The 14635-nt window shown below is 70.9% G+C and carries 12 protein-coding genes and 1 tRNA gene; 5 read left to right on the forward strand and 8 right to left on the reverse strand.

Features of this window, described 5'->3' with window-relative positions; translation table 11 throughout:
- The first annotated feature begins 270 nt into the window (after positions 1-270).
- Together ACFC1F_RS15670 and ACFC1F_RS15675 are read left to right on the forward strand one after the other, a co-directional pair.
- A complete protein-coding gene (locus ACFC1F_RS15670; RefSeq protein WP_376158658.1) occupies positions 271-831 on the forward strand; it encodes a hypothetical protein in 561 nt (186 codons plus the stop codon).
- Between the two features lie 12 nt (positions 832-843).
- Entirely contained in the window at positions 844-1527 is a 684-nt protein-coding gene (locus ACFC1F_RS15675) for an NPCBM/NEW2 domain-containing protein (protein ID WP_376158660.1), read from the forward strand.
- Positions 1528-1548: 21 nt separating this feature from the next.
- Here ACFC1F_RS15675 and ACFC1F_RS15680 read toward each other — a convergent pair whose 3' ends face one another.
- Both ACFC1F_RS15680 and ACFC1F_RS15685 read right to left on the reverse strand, forming a co-directional pair.
- A complete protein-coding gene (locus ACFC1F_RS15680) occupies positions 1549-2322 on the reverse strand; it encodes a transcriptional regulator (protein ID WP_376158662.1) in 774 nt (257 codons plus the stop codon).
- Positions 2323-2442: 120 nt separating this feature from the next.
- Positions 2443-2515: transfer RNA gene (locus tag ACFC1F_RS15685), tRNA-Leu, on the reverse strand.
- Positions 2516-2585: 70 nt separating this feature from the next.
- On the opposite strand from ACFC1F_RS15685, the gene ACFC1F_RS15690 reads away from it, so the two are divergent.
- Positions 2586-3272: an ANTAR domain-containing response regulator gene (locus tag ACFC1F_RS15690; RefSeq protein ID WP_374106000.1), complete on the forward strand. Its 687-nt coding sequence runs from the start codon at positions 2586-2588 to the stop codon at positions 3270-3272.
- A 65-nt stretch (positions 3273-3337) separates the two neighbouring features.
- On the opposite strand, the gene ACFC1F_RS15695 is transcribed toward ACFC1F_RS15690, so the two are convergent.
- The 6 genes from ACFC1F_RS15695 to ACFC1F_RS15720 form a co-directional block, all read right to left on the reverse strand.
- Positions 3338-4054 (reverse strand): ABC transporter ATP-binding protein, encoded by a 717-nt coding sequence (locus tag ACFC1F_RS15695; protein WP_209412021.1) that lies wholly within the window; start codon positions 4052-4054, stop codon positions 3338-3340.
- Positions 4051-4881, reverse strand: coding sequence for an ABC transporter ATP-binding protein (locus tag ACFC1F_RS15700; protein ID WP_376158673.1), 831 nt, complete (start codon positions 4879-4881; stop codon positions 4051-4053). Before ACFC1F_RS15700 ends, ACFC1F_RS15695 begins: the two co-directional genes overlap by 4 nt.
- 8 nt (positions 4882-4889) lie before the next feature.
- Positions 4890-6818: a branched-chain amino acid ABC transporter permease gene (locus ACFC1F_RS15705; protein ID WP_376158664.1), complete on the reverse strand. Its 1929-nt coding sequence runs from the start codon at positions 6816-6818 to the stop codon at positions 4890-4892.
- Positions 6819-6823: 5 nt separating this feature from the next.
- Positions 6824-7753, reverse strand: coding sequence for a branched-chain amino acid ABC transporter permease (locus tag ACFC1F_RS15710; protein WP_148645590.1), 930 nt, complete (start codon positions 7751-7753; stop codon positions 6824-6826).
- A gap of 126 nt (positions 7754-7879) precedes the next feature.
- Complete coding sequence (locus ACFC1F_RS15715) at positions 7880-9112, reverse strand: branched-chain amino acid ABC transporter substrate-binding protein (RefSeq protein ID WP_209412022.1); 1233 nt, start codon at positions 9110-9112, stop codon at positions 7880-7882.
- Between the two features lie 575 nt (positions 9113-9687).
- A complete protein-coding gene (locus ACFC1F_RS15720) occupies positions 9688-10152 on the reverse strand; it encodes a PaaI family thioesterase (protein WP_148645592.1) in 465 nt (154 codons plus the stop codon).
- A 283-nt stretch (positions 10153-10435) separates the two neighbouring features.
- Between ACFC1F_RS15720 and polA the strand changes: the two genes are divergently transcribed.
- Together polA and ACFC1F_RS15730 are read left to right on the forward strand one after the other, a co-directional pair.
- Complete coding sequence (polA, locus tag ACFC1F_RS15725; protein ID WP_376158675.1) at positions 10436-13123, forward strand: DNA polymerase I; 2688 nt, start codon at positions 10436-10438, stop codon at positions 13121-13123.
- 319 nt (positions 13124-13442) lie between these two features.
- A complete protein-coding gene (locus ACFC1F_RS15730) occupies positions 13443-14600 on the forward strand; it encodes a DUF3103 family protein (protein ID WP_376158667.1) in 1158 nt (385 codons plus the stop codon).
- Positions 14601-14635 lie beyond the last annotated feature (35 nt).

Consider the following 14635-nt stretch of genomic DNA (forward strand, 5'->3'; position numbering starts at 1 on the left):
TCACCTGTTCCACGTGGAGGTGACTGTCGGTCAAGTAGGGCGCCGGTGTGGCGCGCAAGCGGCATCAGGACCCTCCGCCGCCCGGCGGTCCCGGAACTCCAGCGCACCACGGGCCGCCGTGCCATGCACGCCGGACGGCACGGTCGAGCCGAGGTTGCACCTCCTCCACGGCCGCCACATGCTGAAAGGGGAGCGTCGGCACCCGACCGCGCGGCTCCCGCAATCCCCTCCCCGGAAACGAGTGCGACGTCACGCACGGACGGAGGAGCCATGGCCCACGAGGACCCCCCGCAGCGCGGAGGCGGGGGCATCGCACCCCGGCTGTCCCGCGACTGGCCGCTGGTGGCGGCCGCAGGCACGGCAGTGCTGAGCTTCTTCATGCTCTTCGCCCCCTGGGTCTCGGACACGTACACCACCGTCGACGCCTTCGGGGAGGGCATGCAGGCGGCCGGGCCGGCGTTGATCATCGTGGTGGTCCTGGCCTTCCTCGGCCTCGTCGGCGCGGCATTCGCACGGGACGACCGGAGATTCGCCGTGATCGCGCTGATCCCGGCGTCCGTTCTGCTGGTCCTCTACATCGTCAAAGTGGCCGACGTCTCCGACCTGGTGGACCTGAACAACCAGCTGACCGAGACCTCGGCCTCGACCGGAGCCGGCCTCTGGATCGGCCTGCTCGCCGCCATCGCCACAGCGGCCTTCACCGTGGTGGCGGCCGTCCGGCGGGACCGGCCCCCGACACAGGACGAGGCCGAGTGGCACGTCGGTGCGAAGCCACCGGTGAATGTGCCGCCCCCGCCGCCCTACGACCCGCCCAAGCCGCCGGCGACCTAGGAGCTGAGGGACATGGGCAGAACACCCGGGGCGCCGCTTCGGGGGTACCGGCGGGCGATTCGGCTCCTGGCCGCCACCGCGACGGCCGGCCTGACCGCCGTCGCGGTCGCCGCGTGCGGCTCCGGCGGTTCGTCGCCCGCCGCCTCCACCACGGCCGCGCCGGCGACCCGGACCGTCACCGTGACGGCCACCGCCCCGTCCGCCAGCGACCTCTCCGCGTCGCCCACGCCGGGCTCGCCCACCTCCGGGCCGCCCGGCTCCGGTTCGCCCACGACGACCTTCACGGCCGGAACGCAGTACCTCAGCGACAACGACCCGTTCTCCTCCACCTACGGCGTCGAGAACGGTGCGGCACTCGTGAACGGCACGAACTACGCCCACAGCGTCTCCCTCAGGACGGATCTCACCTCCATCCCGTCCAACGCGGCCGAGTACAACCTCGAACGCTCCTGGCAGACGTTCAGCGCCACGATCGGGGCCCGCGACGACTCGCCCACGGGCACGGTCCTGACCTTCGAAGTCCTCGTCGACGGCAGGTCCGTGGCCCAGCAGACCCTCTCGCTCGGGCAGTCGCAGCAGCTCACCGTCGACGTCAGGAACGCGTTGCGCCTGAAGATCGTGGTCACCTACGCCACGACGGCGGACCTGTCCCCCTACAGCTACGGGGTCTGGGGCGACGCCAGGCTCGGGGCGTAGTCCCCGGTCCCGGCGGCACCGTCAGTACTTGGGGCCGATGTGGGCGTCCATGAGGGCGACGGACTCCTTGCGGGCGACGGAGACGTTGACCGTGCCGCCGGAGCGGGTGACGGACTTCCACTGCACGCCGACGGCGTCGAGGGTGGCCGTGAAGAGGTGGACGATGTCGGTCGAGGTGTTGGTGAAGAAGTACCGCGGGTACTCGTAGCGCTTCTGGACGCCGCCGACCGTCCGCGTCGTCCAGTTGGTGATCCGGCAGCCGTCGGAGTGGACCAGGCCGCGCAGGAACTCCCAGGGGTTGGCGTCGACGATGTCCTGCTGCCAGGGCTCAAGGGCTATCGGACGACGGTGCTTCGGGCCGGGGCCGTGCTGGGGGAAGAGGCAGGGCCAGTGCTTGCTCGTGCTGACCACGCTGGTGTACCCGACGGCCCGGACGCGTCGGACCTTGTTGTGCGGCATGACGGAGGCGACGGCCCGTGCGCACTCGTCGATGAGTCCGGGCCAGGCGTCGCCGCAGGCGATCCGGAGGGCGTGGACGTTGCGGCGGCCCTCGCTGATGCAGCCGTCACCGAGGTAGAGGCCCAGGAGATAGGCGTAGTCGGGGCGTGGAAGTGCAGGGTTCAGGCCGCTGTGGCGCACCGGGCAGTCGGCGGCCGGACGGGGGTCGGGTGCGGCACCCGTGGCCCAGGCGCGGACGGTGAACCGGGAGATTCCGGTGGCGCGGCTCACCTGGCTGAGGGTCAGGCCGGATGCGTGGAGGTTGATCGCTCGCTGGCGCGTGGCCGTGTCGTACATGTGGCCGAGCCTGCGTGCCCGGGTCGCGTGGAACCCGGAAGTCGGGCGAATCTTCAGTCGAAATAATGAAGATCGCCAACCGTAAGGTGATCCTAAGTAGTCTTAGAATCGAAGGAAAAGTACCCCGAGTGGGATTCGAACCCACGCTGGATGGTGTTTGAGACCATTGCCTCTTCCGCTGGGCTATCGGGGCAACCGCTGAATCGAAGGTTGCCCCCGACCCTGCTGCGTCTCAAACATACCGCGTCTAGGTACCCTCGTGCATGCAGTACCCCGCCGGAACTAGGAGCCCCGTGAGCACCGCCGACGAGCAGCCCGAGCCGCTTGAGACCGACATGCCCCAGATCACCCGGATTGTGATCGCCGAGGACGAGGCTTTGATCCGCCTCGACCTGAAGGAGATGCTCGAAGAGGAGGGGTACACCGTCGTCGGCGAGGCCGGCGATGGGGCTACGGCGGTGCGGCTGGTCGAGGAGCTCCGCCCCGACCTGGCGATCCTGGACGTGAAGATGCCGGTCCTGGACGGGCTCTCCGCCGCCGAGCAGATCCACGAGGCGCACCTGGCGCCGGTCCTGATGCTGACCGCGTTCTCGCAGCGGGAGCTGGTGGACCGGGCGCGGGACGCCGGTGCGATGGCGTACATCGTGAAGCCGTTCTCCAAGAGCGACCTCGTGCCCGCGATCGAGATGGCCGTCTCGCGGTACACGGAGATGCGGACGCTGGAGGAGGAGATCGCGGATCTCACCCAGCGGCTGGAGACCCGGAAGCTGGTGGACCGGGCGAAGAGCGTGCTGCAGACGAAGTTCGGGCTGAACGAGCCGGCCGCGTTCCGGTGGATCCAGAAGACCTCGATGGACCGCCGGATGACGATGGCCGCGGTCGCGGAGGCCGTGATCGAAGAGGGCGAGGCCCAGGACAAGAAGAAGGCCGAGGAGGCCAAGGGCGAGTAGCGCGACGACGAGGGGCCCGGCGGCTGGACGCAGCCGCCGGGCCCCTTCGTCGTACCGGGGGTGGGTCAGTCCTCGCCGAGGTACGCCTTGCGGACGGACTCGTCGTGCAGCAGGTCGGCGCCGGTGCCCTGGAGGACGATGCGGCCGGTCTCCATCACGTAGCCCTGGTCGGAGAGCGACAGGGCGGCCTGGGCGTTCTGCTCGACCAGGAGGATGGTCGTCCCGCTCGCCTTGAGCTCCACGATGGTCGCCATGATCTTCTGCATCATCAGTGGCGAGAGGCCCATGGACGGCTCGTCCAGCATGAGCAGCTTGGGCTGGGACATCAGCGCGCGGCCCATGGCGAGCATCTGCTGCTCGCCGCCGGACAGCGTGCCGGCGGCCTGCTTGCGGCGTTCCCCGAGGATGGGGAAGAGCCCGTAGGCCCGCTCGACGTCCGCCGTGATGCCGGCGCTGTCGTTGCGCAGGAAGGCGCCGAGGAGGAGGTTCTCCTCGATGGTCATGCGGGGGAAGATGTGCCGGCCTTCGGGGGAGTGGGCGAGTCCGAGGGCGACGATCTTGTGGGCGGGGACGGTGGTCAGCGGCTGTCCGTCGAACAGGACCTTTCCGGAGGTCGGCTTGAGCAGGCCGGAGAGGGTGCGCAGGGTGGTGGTCTTGCCGGCGCCGTTGGTGCCGATGAGGGTGGTGACCTCGCCCTGGTTGACGGTGAAGCTGATGCCCTTGACGGCTTCGATCTTGCCGTAGGAGACGCGGAGGTCCTCGACCTCAAGGAGTGCGGTCACTGGGAGTCCTCCGGTGCTGCGGTGGTGCCTTCGAGCGGGGCGCCGAGGTAGGCGGTGATGACGCGTTCGTCGTTCTGGACGGTTTCGCGGTCGCCCTCGACGATCTTCTGGCCCTGCACGAGGACGGCGGTGCGGTCGCAGAGGTTGAAGATGAACCGCATGTCGTGCTCGATGACGAGGATGGAGACGCCGCGGTCGCGGATGGCGAAGACGAGCTCCTCGGCGGCCCTGGTCTCCTGGGGGTTCATGCCGGCGGTGGGCTCGTCGAGGAGGAGCAGGCCGGGGTCGGAGGCGAGGGCGCGGGCGATTTCGAGCTTGCGCTGTTCGCCGTAGGGGAGGTTGCGGGCGAGGTGCTCGGCCTTGTCGGCGAGGCCGGTGAACTCCAGGAGTTCCATGGCGCGGGCGCGGCTCTCGGCTTCGGCCCGGTGGTAGCCGGGGCCGCGGAGGATGGCCGAGAAGAGTCCTTCGCGGGTGCGGCTGTGGCGGCCGACGAGGACGTTCTCCAGGACGGTCATGTTGGCGAAGAGCCGGATGTTCTGGAAGGTGCGGGCGATGCCGGCCTGGGTGACGAGGTGGGGCTTGGGGGGCAGGACCGTCCCCTTGTAGGCGACCCGTCCCTCGGTGGGGACGTAGAGCCCGGTGAGGCAGTTGAAGAAGGTGGTCTTGCCCGCGCCGTTGGGGCCGATGAGGCCGATGATCTCGCCCTCGCCGACGGTGAGGGAGACGTCGTTGACGGCGGTGAGGCCGCCGAACCTCATGGTGACGCCGGAGACTTCGAGGATGGGCCTGGCCACGGCGGGGGCGCTGGGGGCGGTGGTGGTGGTCATCTGGCTGGTCACGCCCCTGCCTTGGTGAGGGTGGCCGCGTCGCCGGTCGACTGCGCCGGGATCGCCGCCTCGTGGAACTCCAGCTGCTGCCGGCGGTTGGGGATGAGGCCTTCGGGGCGGACCCGCATCAGGATGATGAGGGCGATGCCGAAGGCGAGCAGCTGGTAGTCGGAGAGGAATTCGAGCTTCTTCGGGACGAGGAAGAGGAGGGTGGCGCCGGCCAGGGGGCCGCTGATGGTGCCCATGCCGCCGAGGATGACGGCGGCGAGCAGGAAGGCGGAGTTGGGCGGCAGGGCCTCGGCGAAGGTGTACTGGTCGGGGGTGACGGTGTAGCTGACGTGGGCCTGGACGGTGCCGGCGAGGCCGGCGAGGCAGGCGCCGAGGGCGAAGGCGAGGAGCTTGAGGCGGAAGCCGTTGATGCCCATGGCCTCGGCGGCGGTCTCGTCCTCGCGGATGGCGACCCAGGCGCGGCCGATGCGGGAGTTGCCGACGCGGGCGAAGACCAGCACGACGATGGCGGTGACCACCAGCATCAGCAGGTAGTAGTTGGAGAAGCGGCCGAGTTCGACGCCGAGCACGGTGTGCGGCTTGCCGAGGTCGAAGCCGAGGATCTCCAGGTCGGGGATGCGCGGGATGCCGTTGGAGCCGTTGGTGATCTTGGGGCCGGTGGTCCCGTTGAGGTTGAGCATGGTGATGCGGAAGATCTCGCCGAACCCGAGGGTGACGATGGCGAGGTAGTCGCCGCGCAGTCGCAGGGTCGGGGCGCCGATGATGACGCCGAAGACCATGGAGACGACGGCGCCGGTGAGCATCGCGGCCCAGAACGGGAACTGGACGTGGATCGGCGAGGCGGGGGAGCCGGAGACCAGGGCGGCGGCGTAGGCGCCGACGCCGAGGAAGGCGACGTACCCGAGGTCGAGCAGGCCGGCCAGGCCGACGACGATGTTGAGGCCGAGCGCGACGGTCGCGAAGATCAGGATGTTGGCGGCGACCGAGGTGTACTGGTCGCTGGTCTGGGTGAAGGGGAAGCTGGCGGCGGCGGCGAAGGCGGCGCCGGTGGTGACCGAGCGGTACTTGACGGTCAGGGAGCGCAGCCGAGGCAGCAGTCCGGACTTGGTGATCGCGGGGACGACGGTGCCGGCCAGCAGCAGGTAGCCGATGAAGAGCTCGCCGTACTCGGTGTCGATGCCGAAGGTGATCGCGAACAGGCCGGTGGCGAAGGCCGCGACGATGAGGAGGACCTCGGCCCAGGAGGGGAGTTCGCGGGGGGCGGGCAGCGGCCGGGTGATGTTGGCGATGCGCAGCCAGTGGTTGGCGAGGTGGCCGAGCTGGACGGCGAGGACGGCTGCGGCGGCGATGACGAGGCCGCCGGCGAGGGCGGTCAGCACGGGGGCGACCGGCTTGTCCTCGGGGATGGCGTGGGTGGCGAACCAGATGACGGCGGCGGCCGGTACGAGCAGGAAGAGCCGTCGGTCGAGGACGCGCAGGGTGACGCCGGTGCGCCGGTCGAGGGGGAGGCCGAGGGCGCCGGCGAGGGTGAGCAGTGACCCGGCGCCGAGGACCCAGCCGCCGGGTTCGAGGTTGGCGAGGCCGCCGAGGTCGGTGGCGATGGCGGTGATGGAGAACCAGCCGACGACGAAGGCGCCGGCGGCGGCGAGGAGGACGGCGTTGTTGCTGCGGGAGGGGGCGGCCCAGCGCAGGCCGGGGACGCCCTGGGTGGCGAGGAGGAGGACGAGGGTGAGCAGTCCTGCGGTGAGGGCGAGCCACTGGAGTCCGGCGGGGGAGCCGAAGTAGGTGAGGTCGCCGGGGAACTCGGAGGTCCAGGTCCAGGACATCAGGGCGGAGCCGGCGGTGGCGGCGGCGCCGAGGCCGGTGAGGAGGGTGGCGGCGCGGGCCGGCAGGGGGATGACCGGGCTGGTCTCGGTGGTGGTGGTCATGGTGCTCACGCCCTGTCCGCGACGCGCTCGCCGAGCAGGCCCTGGGGCCGGACGAGCAGCACGACGATGAGGAGTACGAAGGCCCAGACGTCCTTCCAAGCGCCGCCTCCGAAGAGGTGCATGCCGGGGAGGTGCTGGATGTATCCGGTGGCGAGGGCTTCGGCGAGGCCGAGGGCGACGCCGCCGAGCATGGCGCCGTAGATGTTGCCGATGCCGCCGAGGACGGCGGCGGTGAAGGCCTTGAGGCCGAGGATGAAGCCCATGCGGAAGTCGACCTGGCCGCTGCGCAGGCCGTAGGCGACGGCGGCGACGGCGGCGAACGCGGCGCCGATGGCGAAGGCCATGACGATGATGCGGTCGGTGTCGATGCCCATGAGCTTGGCGGTGTCGGGGTCCTGGCTGGTGGCCTGCATGGCGCGGCCGGAGCGGGTGCGGGTGACGAACCAGCCGAGGGCGAGCATGCAGAGCGGGGCGGCGATGAGGAGGAAGATGTCGCTGCGCTGGATGGTGACGGAGCCGAGCTCGAAGGGGTCACCGGGGATCTTGGGGAAGACGCGGGCCTTCTTGGCGTCGGGGTAGAAGGAGAAGACCAGCTGCTGGAGGACGATCGAGAGGCCGATCGCGGTGATGAGGGGGGCGAGCCGGGGGGCGGTGCGCAGCGGCCGGTAGGCGAAGCGCTCGGCGGCGACGGCGGTGAGGGTGGAGACCAGGATGCCGGCGATCAGCATCAGCGGTAGGGCCAGCCAGAGTGTGGTGCCGCCGGGGAGGGCGAGGTAGGCGGTCAGGGCGCCGAAGCCGCCGACCATGACGATCTCGCCGTGGGCGAAGTTGATGAGCTGGACGATGCCGTAGACCATCGTGTAGCCGATCGCGACGAGCCCGTAGAGGGCGCCGAGGATCAGGCCGTTGGCCAGCTGCTGCGGTAGGTCGTGCACCGCTGGGCCTCCGTTGTGCGTGGGGTGGGTCCGCGTGGGTGGTGGATGTGGGTGCGCGGGGGCACTCGTGGCGCCCCCGCGCTGGTAGTTCCGACGTTCTGTGGTTCTGCTGACTCTGGGTCAGGTTCAGCCGTTGAAGGTGCCGGACTTCTCCACGGCCCACTTGCCGTCCTTGACGGCGTAGACGGTGAGCTGCTTGTTGGTGGTGTCGCCGAACTCGTCGAAGGAGACCTTGCCGGTGACGCCGTCGAAGGAGACCTTCTGGACGGCCTCGACGACCTTGGCGCGGGGGTTGTCGGGGAGCTTGCCGTTGTTGGCGCTCACGACGGCCTTGACGGCCTGGATGATGGCCCAGCCGCTGTCGTAGGAGTAGCCGCCGTAGGTCTCGTAGGCGTCCTTGTAGCCGGCGGCCTTGTAGTCGGCGATGAACTTGGCGGCGGTGGGGAGCTGCTCGACGGGGAGGCCGACGGCGGTGGCGTAGTCGCCCTGGCTCTTGGGGTTGAGCTTGATGAAGTCGCCGCTCTGGATGCCGTCGCCGCCCATGAGCGGGATGTTGACGCCGGCGTCCTTGAGCTGGAGGGAGAGCGGGCCGGCGGCGGGGTACTCGCCGCCGTAGTAGACGGCTTCGGCGCCGGAGTTCCTGACCTTGGTGACGACGGCGGCGAAGTCGCGGTCGTCGGGGTTGACGTGCTCCTCGCCGACGATGGTGCCGCCCTGCTTGGTGAACTCGCCCTTGAAGGTGGCGGCGAGGCCGGCGCCGTAGGTCTTCTGGTCGTCGATGAGGAAGACCTTGGTCTTCTTCGCGTCCTTGGCGAGGAACTGGGCGGCGAACGGGCCCTGGACGGCGTCGGTGGTGGAGGTGCGGAAGTAGGACTTGAAGGGGCGGGCCTTGGTGCCGCTGGCCCACTTCTCGCCCTGGCTGAGGGCGACGCCGGTGTTGGCGGGGGAGATCTGGGCGAGGTTGGCGTCGTTGAAGATCTGCTGCATCGACTGGGCGACGCTGGAGTTGAGGGGGCCGACGACGCCGATGACGTCCTTGTCGGCGACCAGCTGGGTGGCGTTCTGCTGGCCGGGGGCGGGCTTGGCGGTGTCGTCGAGGGCCTTGATCTGGAACTTGACGCCCGGGACCTCGTTCTTCTCGTTGGCCTGCTTGACCGCGAGCTCGACGGAGTTGCGGATGCCGAGGCCGAGGGCGGAGAGGTCGCCGGTGAGGGGGGCGTCGACGCCGATGGTGACGGTGGTGCTGGACCCGGCGTTGTTGCCGTCCCCGGACTTCTTCTCGTCGCGGGAGCCGCAGGCGCTGAGGCTGAGGGCGCCGATCACGGCAATGCTCACGACAACTGCTGAACGATGACGCACGAGGGTCCCCTTCGGTTCGGGAGGCGCCGCACCTGAGTGGCGGGAGCCGGATGCGCGGTGGGCCTGGCCCAATCCGGTGGCGCGGTGACTGGCCGTGACTCTAGATGCCCCTGGGCGGCTCGGGCAGTGGTGTGGCGAGGCTGTGATTCTCTTGTTATGAGCACACGGAGCGCCCGTCTCACTATGTGGTCGTTTCGGCTCGACCGGTCCTGTGCTTCCGGGGCGTCTGCCGGCTGCCGGGGGCATGTAAGGCCCAGAAATGCAGGTGACTCCTGGCCTCGCCGATAATCGGACACGACCGTCCGCCATGTTGGTTTCGGTCGTTTGCGTCCGAATATCGGACATATGAGGGGTTGACGCCACGCTCCCGGGTGGTCGTGAGGTCCGGGAGGTGCTGGATCTTCGGATTTCCTAGCTGTTACGCGCTGTTACATTCTGAAAGTCTGACAACATGCAACCGCCCCCTTGTATAGACCAACGCCTGCCCAGGGCAGGTGAAGGTCAAACAAGGGGGCGGGCAAGGGAATTGACGGCCGGCCGGACCGGCCGGGAGGGTCCGTCCGGCCGACGGGCCGTCAGAGGTCGCGGAGCATGCACGTCAGCCGGCAGCTGGTGACCCGCCTGCCGGTGTCGTCGGTGATCGCGATCTCGTAGGTGGCAGCGGTGCGCCCCTTGAACACGGCGGTCGCCACCCCGGTGACCAGCCCGGAGGTGGCCGAGCGGTGGTGGGTGGCGTTGAGGTCGACGCCCACCGCGTACCGGCCCGGGCCGGCGTGCAGCATCGCGCCGACCGAGCCGAGGGTCTCGGCCAGCGCCGCCGAGGCGCCGCCGTGCAGCAACCCGTACGGCTGCTGGTTGCCCTCGACCGGCATGGTGCCGACCACGCGGTCGCCCGAGGCCTCGACGATCCGGATGCCGAGCTTCTCGCCGAGGTGCCCGCCGGAGAAGGTCGCCGGGTCGACGCCGAGCTTGGCGAAGTGGTCCAGCACCTCCTGCGGGACCTTCAGGACGGGGGCCGCGTCGGGGGCAGCTTCGGTCATGGGGGAGCTCCTGCCGCTTGGGGTCACGTCATCGTGCTGCCTGTGATCGTACGACCGTCCTACTCGGCGGTAGCGGTCGCGTCGAGGGGCTGGCGTGGCGGGAGGCGCGCCGTGGCGGGCCCACCGTCGCGGGGGCGGGCCCGGGCTCCGGCGCGCCCCTTTTGTCGGTGCCGGGCCATAGGATCGGTGACCGGCAGTGGAATCGGCAGGAACGGACGTTGACGTGGCTACGCAGAGTACGGACAAGAGCGCGGCGGGTGGCGGCGGGGCCCGGCCCCGGCTGATGCTGCTCGACGGGCACTCGATGGCCTACCGGGCGTTCTACGCGCTGCCCGTGGAGAACTTCAACACCTCCACCGGCCAGCCCACCAACGCGGTGTACGGCTTCGCGTCGATGCTCGCCAACACCGTCCGCGACGAGCAGCCCACCCACCTCGCGGTCGCCTTCGACCTCTCCCGGCAGACGTTCCGCTCCGCCGAGTTCCCCGACTACAAGGCCAACCGCGCCAAGACGCCGGACGAGTTCCGCAGCCAGGTCCCGCTGATCGGCGAGCTGCTCGACGCCATGAACGTCCCGCGGATGACCGTCGAGGGCTTCGAGGCCGACGACATCATCGCCACCCTGGCCACCGCGGCCGAGGCCGCCGGCTTCGACGTCGACATCGTCACCGGCGACCGGGACTCGCTCCAGCTGGTCACCGAGCACGTCACCGTCCTCTACCCGACCAAGGGCGTCTCCGAACTCACCCGCTACACCCCGGAGAAGGTCGCCGAGAAGTACGGCGTCACCCCCCGCCAGTACCCCGACCTCGCGGCGCTGCGCGGCGACCCGTCCGACAACCTGCCCGGCATCCCCGGCGTCGGCGAGAAGACCGCCGCCAAGTGGGTCAACCAGTTCGGCTCCTTCGACGAGCTCGTCACCCGCGCCGACGAGGTGAAGGGCAAGATCGGCGAGAAGCTGCGCGAGCACCTCGACTCGGTCAAGCGCAACCGCATCCTCACCGAGCTGGTCCGCGACGTCGAACTCCCGCTCGGCGTCGGCGACCTGGGCCGCGCCGCGTTCGACCGCGAGGCCGTCGCCACCCTGATGGAGTCGCTGGAGTTCCGCAACGCCAACTTCCGCGACCGCGTCTTCGGCATCGACCCGGCCGGCGCCGAGCCCGAGGCCGCCGCCGAGCTCGCCCCCGGCGTCGAGGTCGACGGCGAGCTGCTCACCGACCCGGGCACCCTGGCCGCCTGGCTCCGGGAGCACGCCGCCGACGGCAAGACCCCGGTCGCCGTCGCCGCCGTCTACCGGTGGGCGCTCGGCAGCGGCGAGGTCACCGAGGTCGCGCTCGCCGAAGGGGAGGCCGCCGCCTGGTTCGACCCGGCGCTGCTCGCCGAGGAGGACGAGCGCGCCTTCGCGGCCTGGCTCGCCGACCCGGCCGCCCCCAAGGCCCTGCACATTGCCAAGCAGGTCATGCGCGCCTTCGCCGAGCGCGGCTGGCGGATCGAGGGCGTCGTCGCCGACACCGCCCTCGCCGCCTACCTGGAGAAGCCCGGCCGCCGCACCTTCACCCTGGAGGTGCTCGCCGAGGAGTACCTCGCCCGCTCGCTCGCCCCGGCCCCCGCCGCCGAGAGCGGCCAGCTCGCCTTCGACGCCCCCGACGAGGACGCGACGGCCGCCGCCCAGGCCCTGATGCTCCAGGCCCGCGCCGTCCTCGACCTCGCCGCGCTCTTCGACACCCGGCTCGCCGAGGTCGGCGCCACCGGGCTGCTGCGCGACATGGAGCTGCCGATCGCCGCCCTGCTGGCCCGGATGGAGCGCACCGGCATCGCCGCCGACCGCCCCTGGCTCACCAGCCTGGAGAACCAGTTCGCCGCCGAGATCCAGCGCGTGGTCGAGGAGGCGCACGCCGCCGCCGGCCACGAGTTCAACCTCGGCTCGCCCAAGCAGCTCCAGGAGATCCTCTTCGGCGAGCTGGCACTGCCCAAGACCAAGAAGATCAAGACCGGCTACACCACCGACGCCGACGCCCTCACCTGGCTCGCCACCCAGACCGACAACGAGCTGCCGGTCATCCTGCTCCGCCACCGCGACCAGGCCAAGCTGCGCACCACCGTCGAGGGCCTGCTCAAGACGGTCTCCCCGGCCGGGCGGATCCACACCACCTTCAACCAGATGGTCGCGGCCACCGGCCGGCTCTCCTCGCAGGACCCGAACCTGCAGAACATCCCCGTCCGCACCGAGGAGGGCCGGATGATCCGCCGGGCCTTCGTCGTCGGCGACGGCTACGAGGCGCTGCTCACCGCCGACTACTCGCAGATCGAGCTGCGCATCATGGCCCACCTCTCCGAGGACGAGGCCCTGATCGAGGCCTTCGCCACCGGTGAGGACCTGCACACCACCGTCGCCTCCCAGGTCTTCGAGGTCCCGGGCGACGCGGTCGACGCCGAGATGCGCCGAAAGATCAAGGCGATGTCCTACGGCCTCGCCTACGGCCTCTCCGCCTACGGGCTCTCCCAGCAGCTCGGCATCAAGCCCGGCGAGGCCCAGGGCCTGATGGACACCTACTTCGAGCGGTTCGGCGGTGTGCGCGACTACCTGCGCCGGGTCGTCGACGAGGCCCGCGCCACCGGCTACACCGAGACCCTGCTCGGCCGCCGCCGCTACCTGCCCGACCTCAACAGCGACAACCGCCAGCGCCGCGAGATGGCCGAGCGGATGGCCCTCAACGCCCCGATCCAGGGTTCGGCCGCCGACATCGTCAAGATCGCCATGCTGCGGGTGGACGAGGCGCTGACCGCCGCCGGCCTCACCTCCCGGATGCTGCTCCAGGTGCACGACGAAATCGTGCTGGAGCTCGCCCCCGGCGAGCGCGAGCAGGTCGAGGCGATCGTCCGCGAGCAGATGGCCGGGGCCTACCCGCTGCGCGCTCCGCTGGACGTCTCGGTCGGCGTCGGCGCCAACTGGGAGTCCGCCGCGCACTGACGACACCTCACCGGCCCGCGTGGGCGCCGACCCGACCGGCCGGCGCCCACGCGGGCCGCTGCTGTTCTTGCCGCCGTCCGCGCCGAAGCCCTGCCCGCCGAAGCCCTGCCCGCCGACGCCGTACCCACCGACGCCGTGCCGCAGGGCCGGTCCTGAGCGTGCGCCGGGCCGGCGCAGTGCGCCCCGGGGGTTGATCCGGCGTCAGGGAACCACTTCACTTGTCATGGCACCGACGCTCTTGATCGCGACGCGGTGCCGCTCCACCCGCTCCACCGCTCCACTGCTCCGACGCCTCACCCGACGAGTCTGGAGATCCCTCATGTCCCTGCCCCGACTGCGGCGCGCCACCGCGGCGCTCGCGGCCCTTCCCCTGCTCGCGCTCGGCGCGGGCCAGGCCGTGGCCGCCCCCGCACCGGCCGCCCCGGCGCCCGCCACCCGTGCCTCCACCACCCAGGTGGCGGCGATAGAGGACGGCATCGCCCGCACCCTGGCCGCCTCCCTCGCCGACTCCGCCGTGCGTGAGCGGCTGCGGTCCGCCACCGCCGGCGCCCGCGCCGCCGAACTCGCCCCGCTGGCCGCCGCCGCGCCGGGCCAGGCCGGCCGCGGGCTCGCGACCGCCACCGAGCGGGCCGACCACGCCGTCGCCGCCGCCAAGGGCCTCGGCGACCTCGGCCCGCTGCTGCGCGTCCAGTTGGCCGACCCGTCGATGCGGGCCGCCCTGGACGCGGGCGCGGCGCCGCTGGTGGCCGTCGCCGCCGCCGACGACCACGCCCGCACCCTCCGGGCGTACGACACCGCCGGCCGGGCCCGCGCGCTCGACACCGGGTCGCTCCCCGGGCAGCCCGTCTACCTGGTCGACATCGACACCGGCAAGACCCTGGCCGCCGGAATCGCGCTCCTCCAGCGGGAGTTCGCCGCGCGCGGCCTGGACGCCACGGGTCTGGACGCCAAGGGTGCGCAGGCCCCGGGCGCGGCGCAGGCCGCCGGCGGCTGGTGGGCCACGAAGATCAGCGGCATCGAGGTGGCCGACGACGAGGAGCCCTGGTTCAAGGGCGCCGCCGAGATGTTCGGCCTGGTCACCGGGTTCGGCCAGGACGGCAAGGTCCGGGTCGACTCGGTCGCCATGCCCTACCTGCAGTACGACGGCACGGTCTACTACCCGAACCAGATCCTGGTGAACTGGTCGAACTACAAGTACAACCTGGCCGACGTCGTCCTGATGGAGGACGACGGCGACACCAACTACCTGGCCCTCGCCCAGGCCGTCGCGGCCGTGCTGCTCACCATCGCCGACCAGGGTGCCTACATACCGCTGGTCAACGCCGTCCTGGCGGCGCTGCCCTCCTCGTGGTGGACCGACGACCCGGACTACGTGGAGTCCTGGTACACCCTCGCCCGAGGCAGCTCGGGCCGCCTCAACGGGGCCCGCGGCAACGGCTGGATGACCGTCGAGCCGTACTTCGTGCAGCAGTTCTGATCCGGTCGCGGCCCCGGCCGCCGGTGGGGCAGGGT

Origin of the sequence: Kitasatospora sp. NPDC056181 (assembly GCF_042266225.1) — a bacterium.
In the GTDB taxonomy this organism is placed as follows: Bacteria; Actinomycetota; Actinomycetes; order Streptomycetales; family Streptomycetaceae; genus Kitasatospora.

Excerpts from the sequence above, each read along its gene's own strand:
- ACFC1F_RS15670 (WP_376158658.1), top strand. The coding sequence starts at position 271 with ATGGCCCACGAGGACCCCCCGCAGCGCGGAGGCGGGGGCATCGCACCC.
- ACFC1F_RS15675 (WP_376158660.1), top strand. The coding sequence starts at position 844 with ATGGGCAGAACACCCGGGGCGCCGCTTCGGGGGTACCGGCGGGCGATT.
- ACFC1F_RS15680 (WP_376158662.1), bottom strand. The coding sequence starts at position 2,322 with ATGTACGACACGGCCACGCGCCAGCGAGCGATCAACCTCCACGCATCC.
- ACFC1F_RS15690 (WP_374106000.1), top strand. The coding sequence starts at position 2,586 with ATGCAGTACCCCGCCGGAACTAGGAGCCCCGTGAGCACCGCCGACGAG.
- ACFC1F_RS15700 (WP_376158673.1), bottom strand. The coding sequence starts at position 4,881 with ATGACCACCACCACCGCCCCCAGCGCCCCCGCCGTGGCCAGGCCCATC.
- ACFC1F_RS15705 (WP_376158664.1), bottom strand. The coding sequence starts at position 6,818 with ATGACCACCACCACCGAGACCAGCCCGGTCATCCCCCTGCCGGCCCGC.
- ACFC1F_RS15720 (WP_148645592.1), bottom strand. The coding sequence starts at position 10,152 with ATGACCGAAGCTGCCCCCGACGCGGCCCCCGTCCTGAAGGTCCCGCAG.
- polA (WP_376158675.1), top strand. The coding sequence starts at position 10,436 with ATGCTGCTCGACGGGCACTCGATGGCCTACCGGGCGTTCTACGCGCTG.
- ACFC1F_RS15730 (WP_376158667.1), top strand. The coding sequence starts at position 13,443 with ATGTCCCTGCCCCGACTGCGGCGCGCCACCGCGGCGCTCGCGGCCCTT.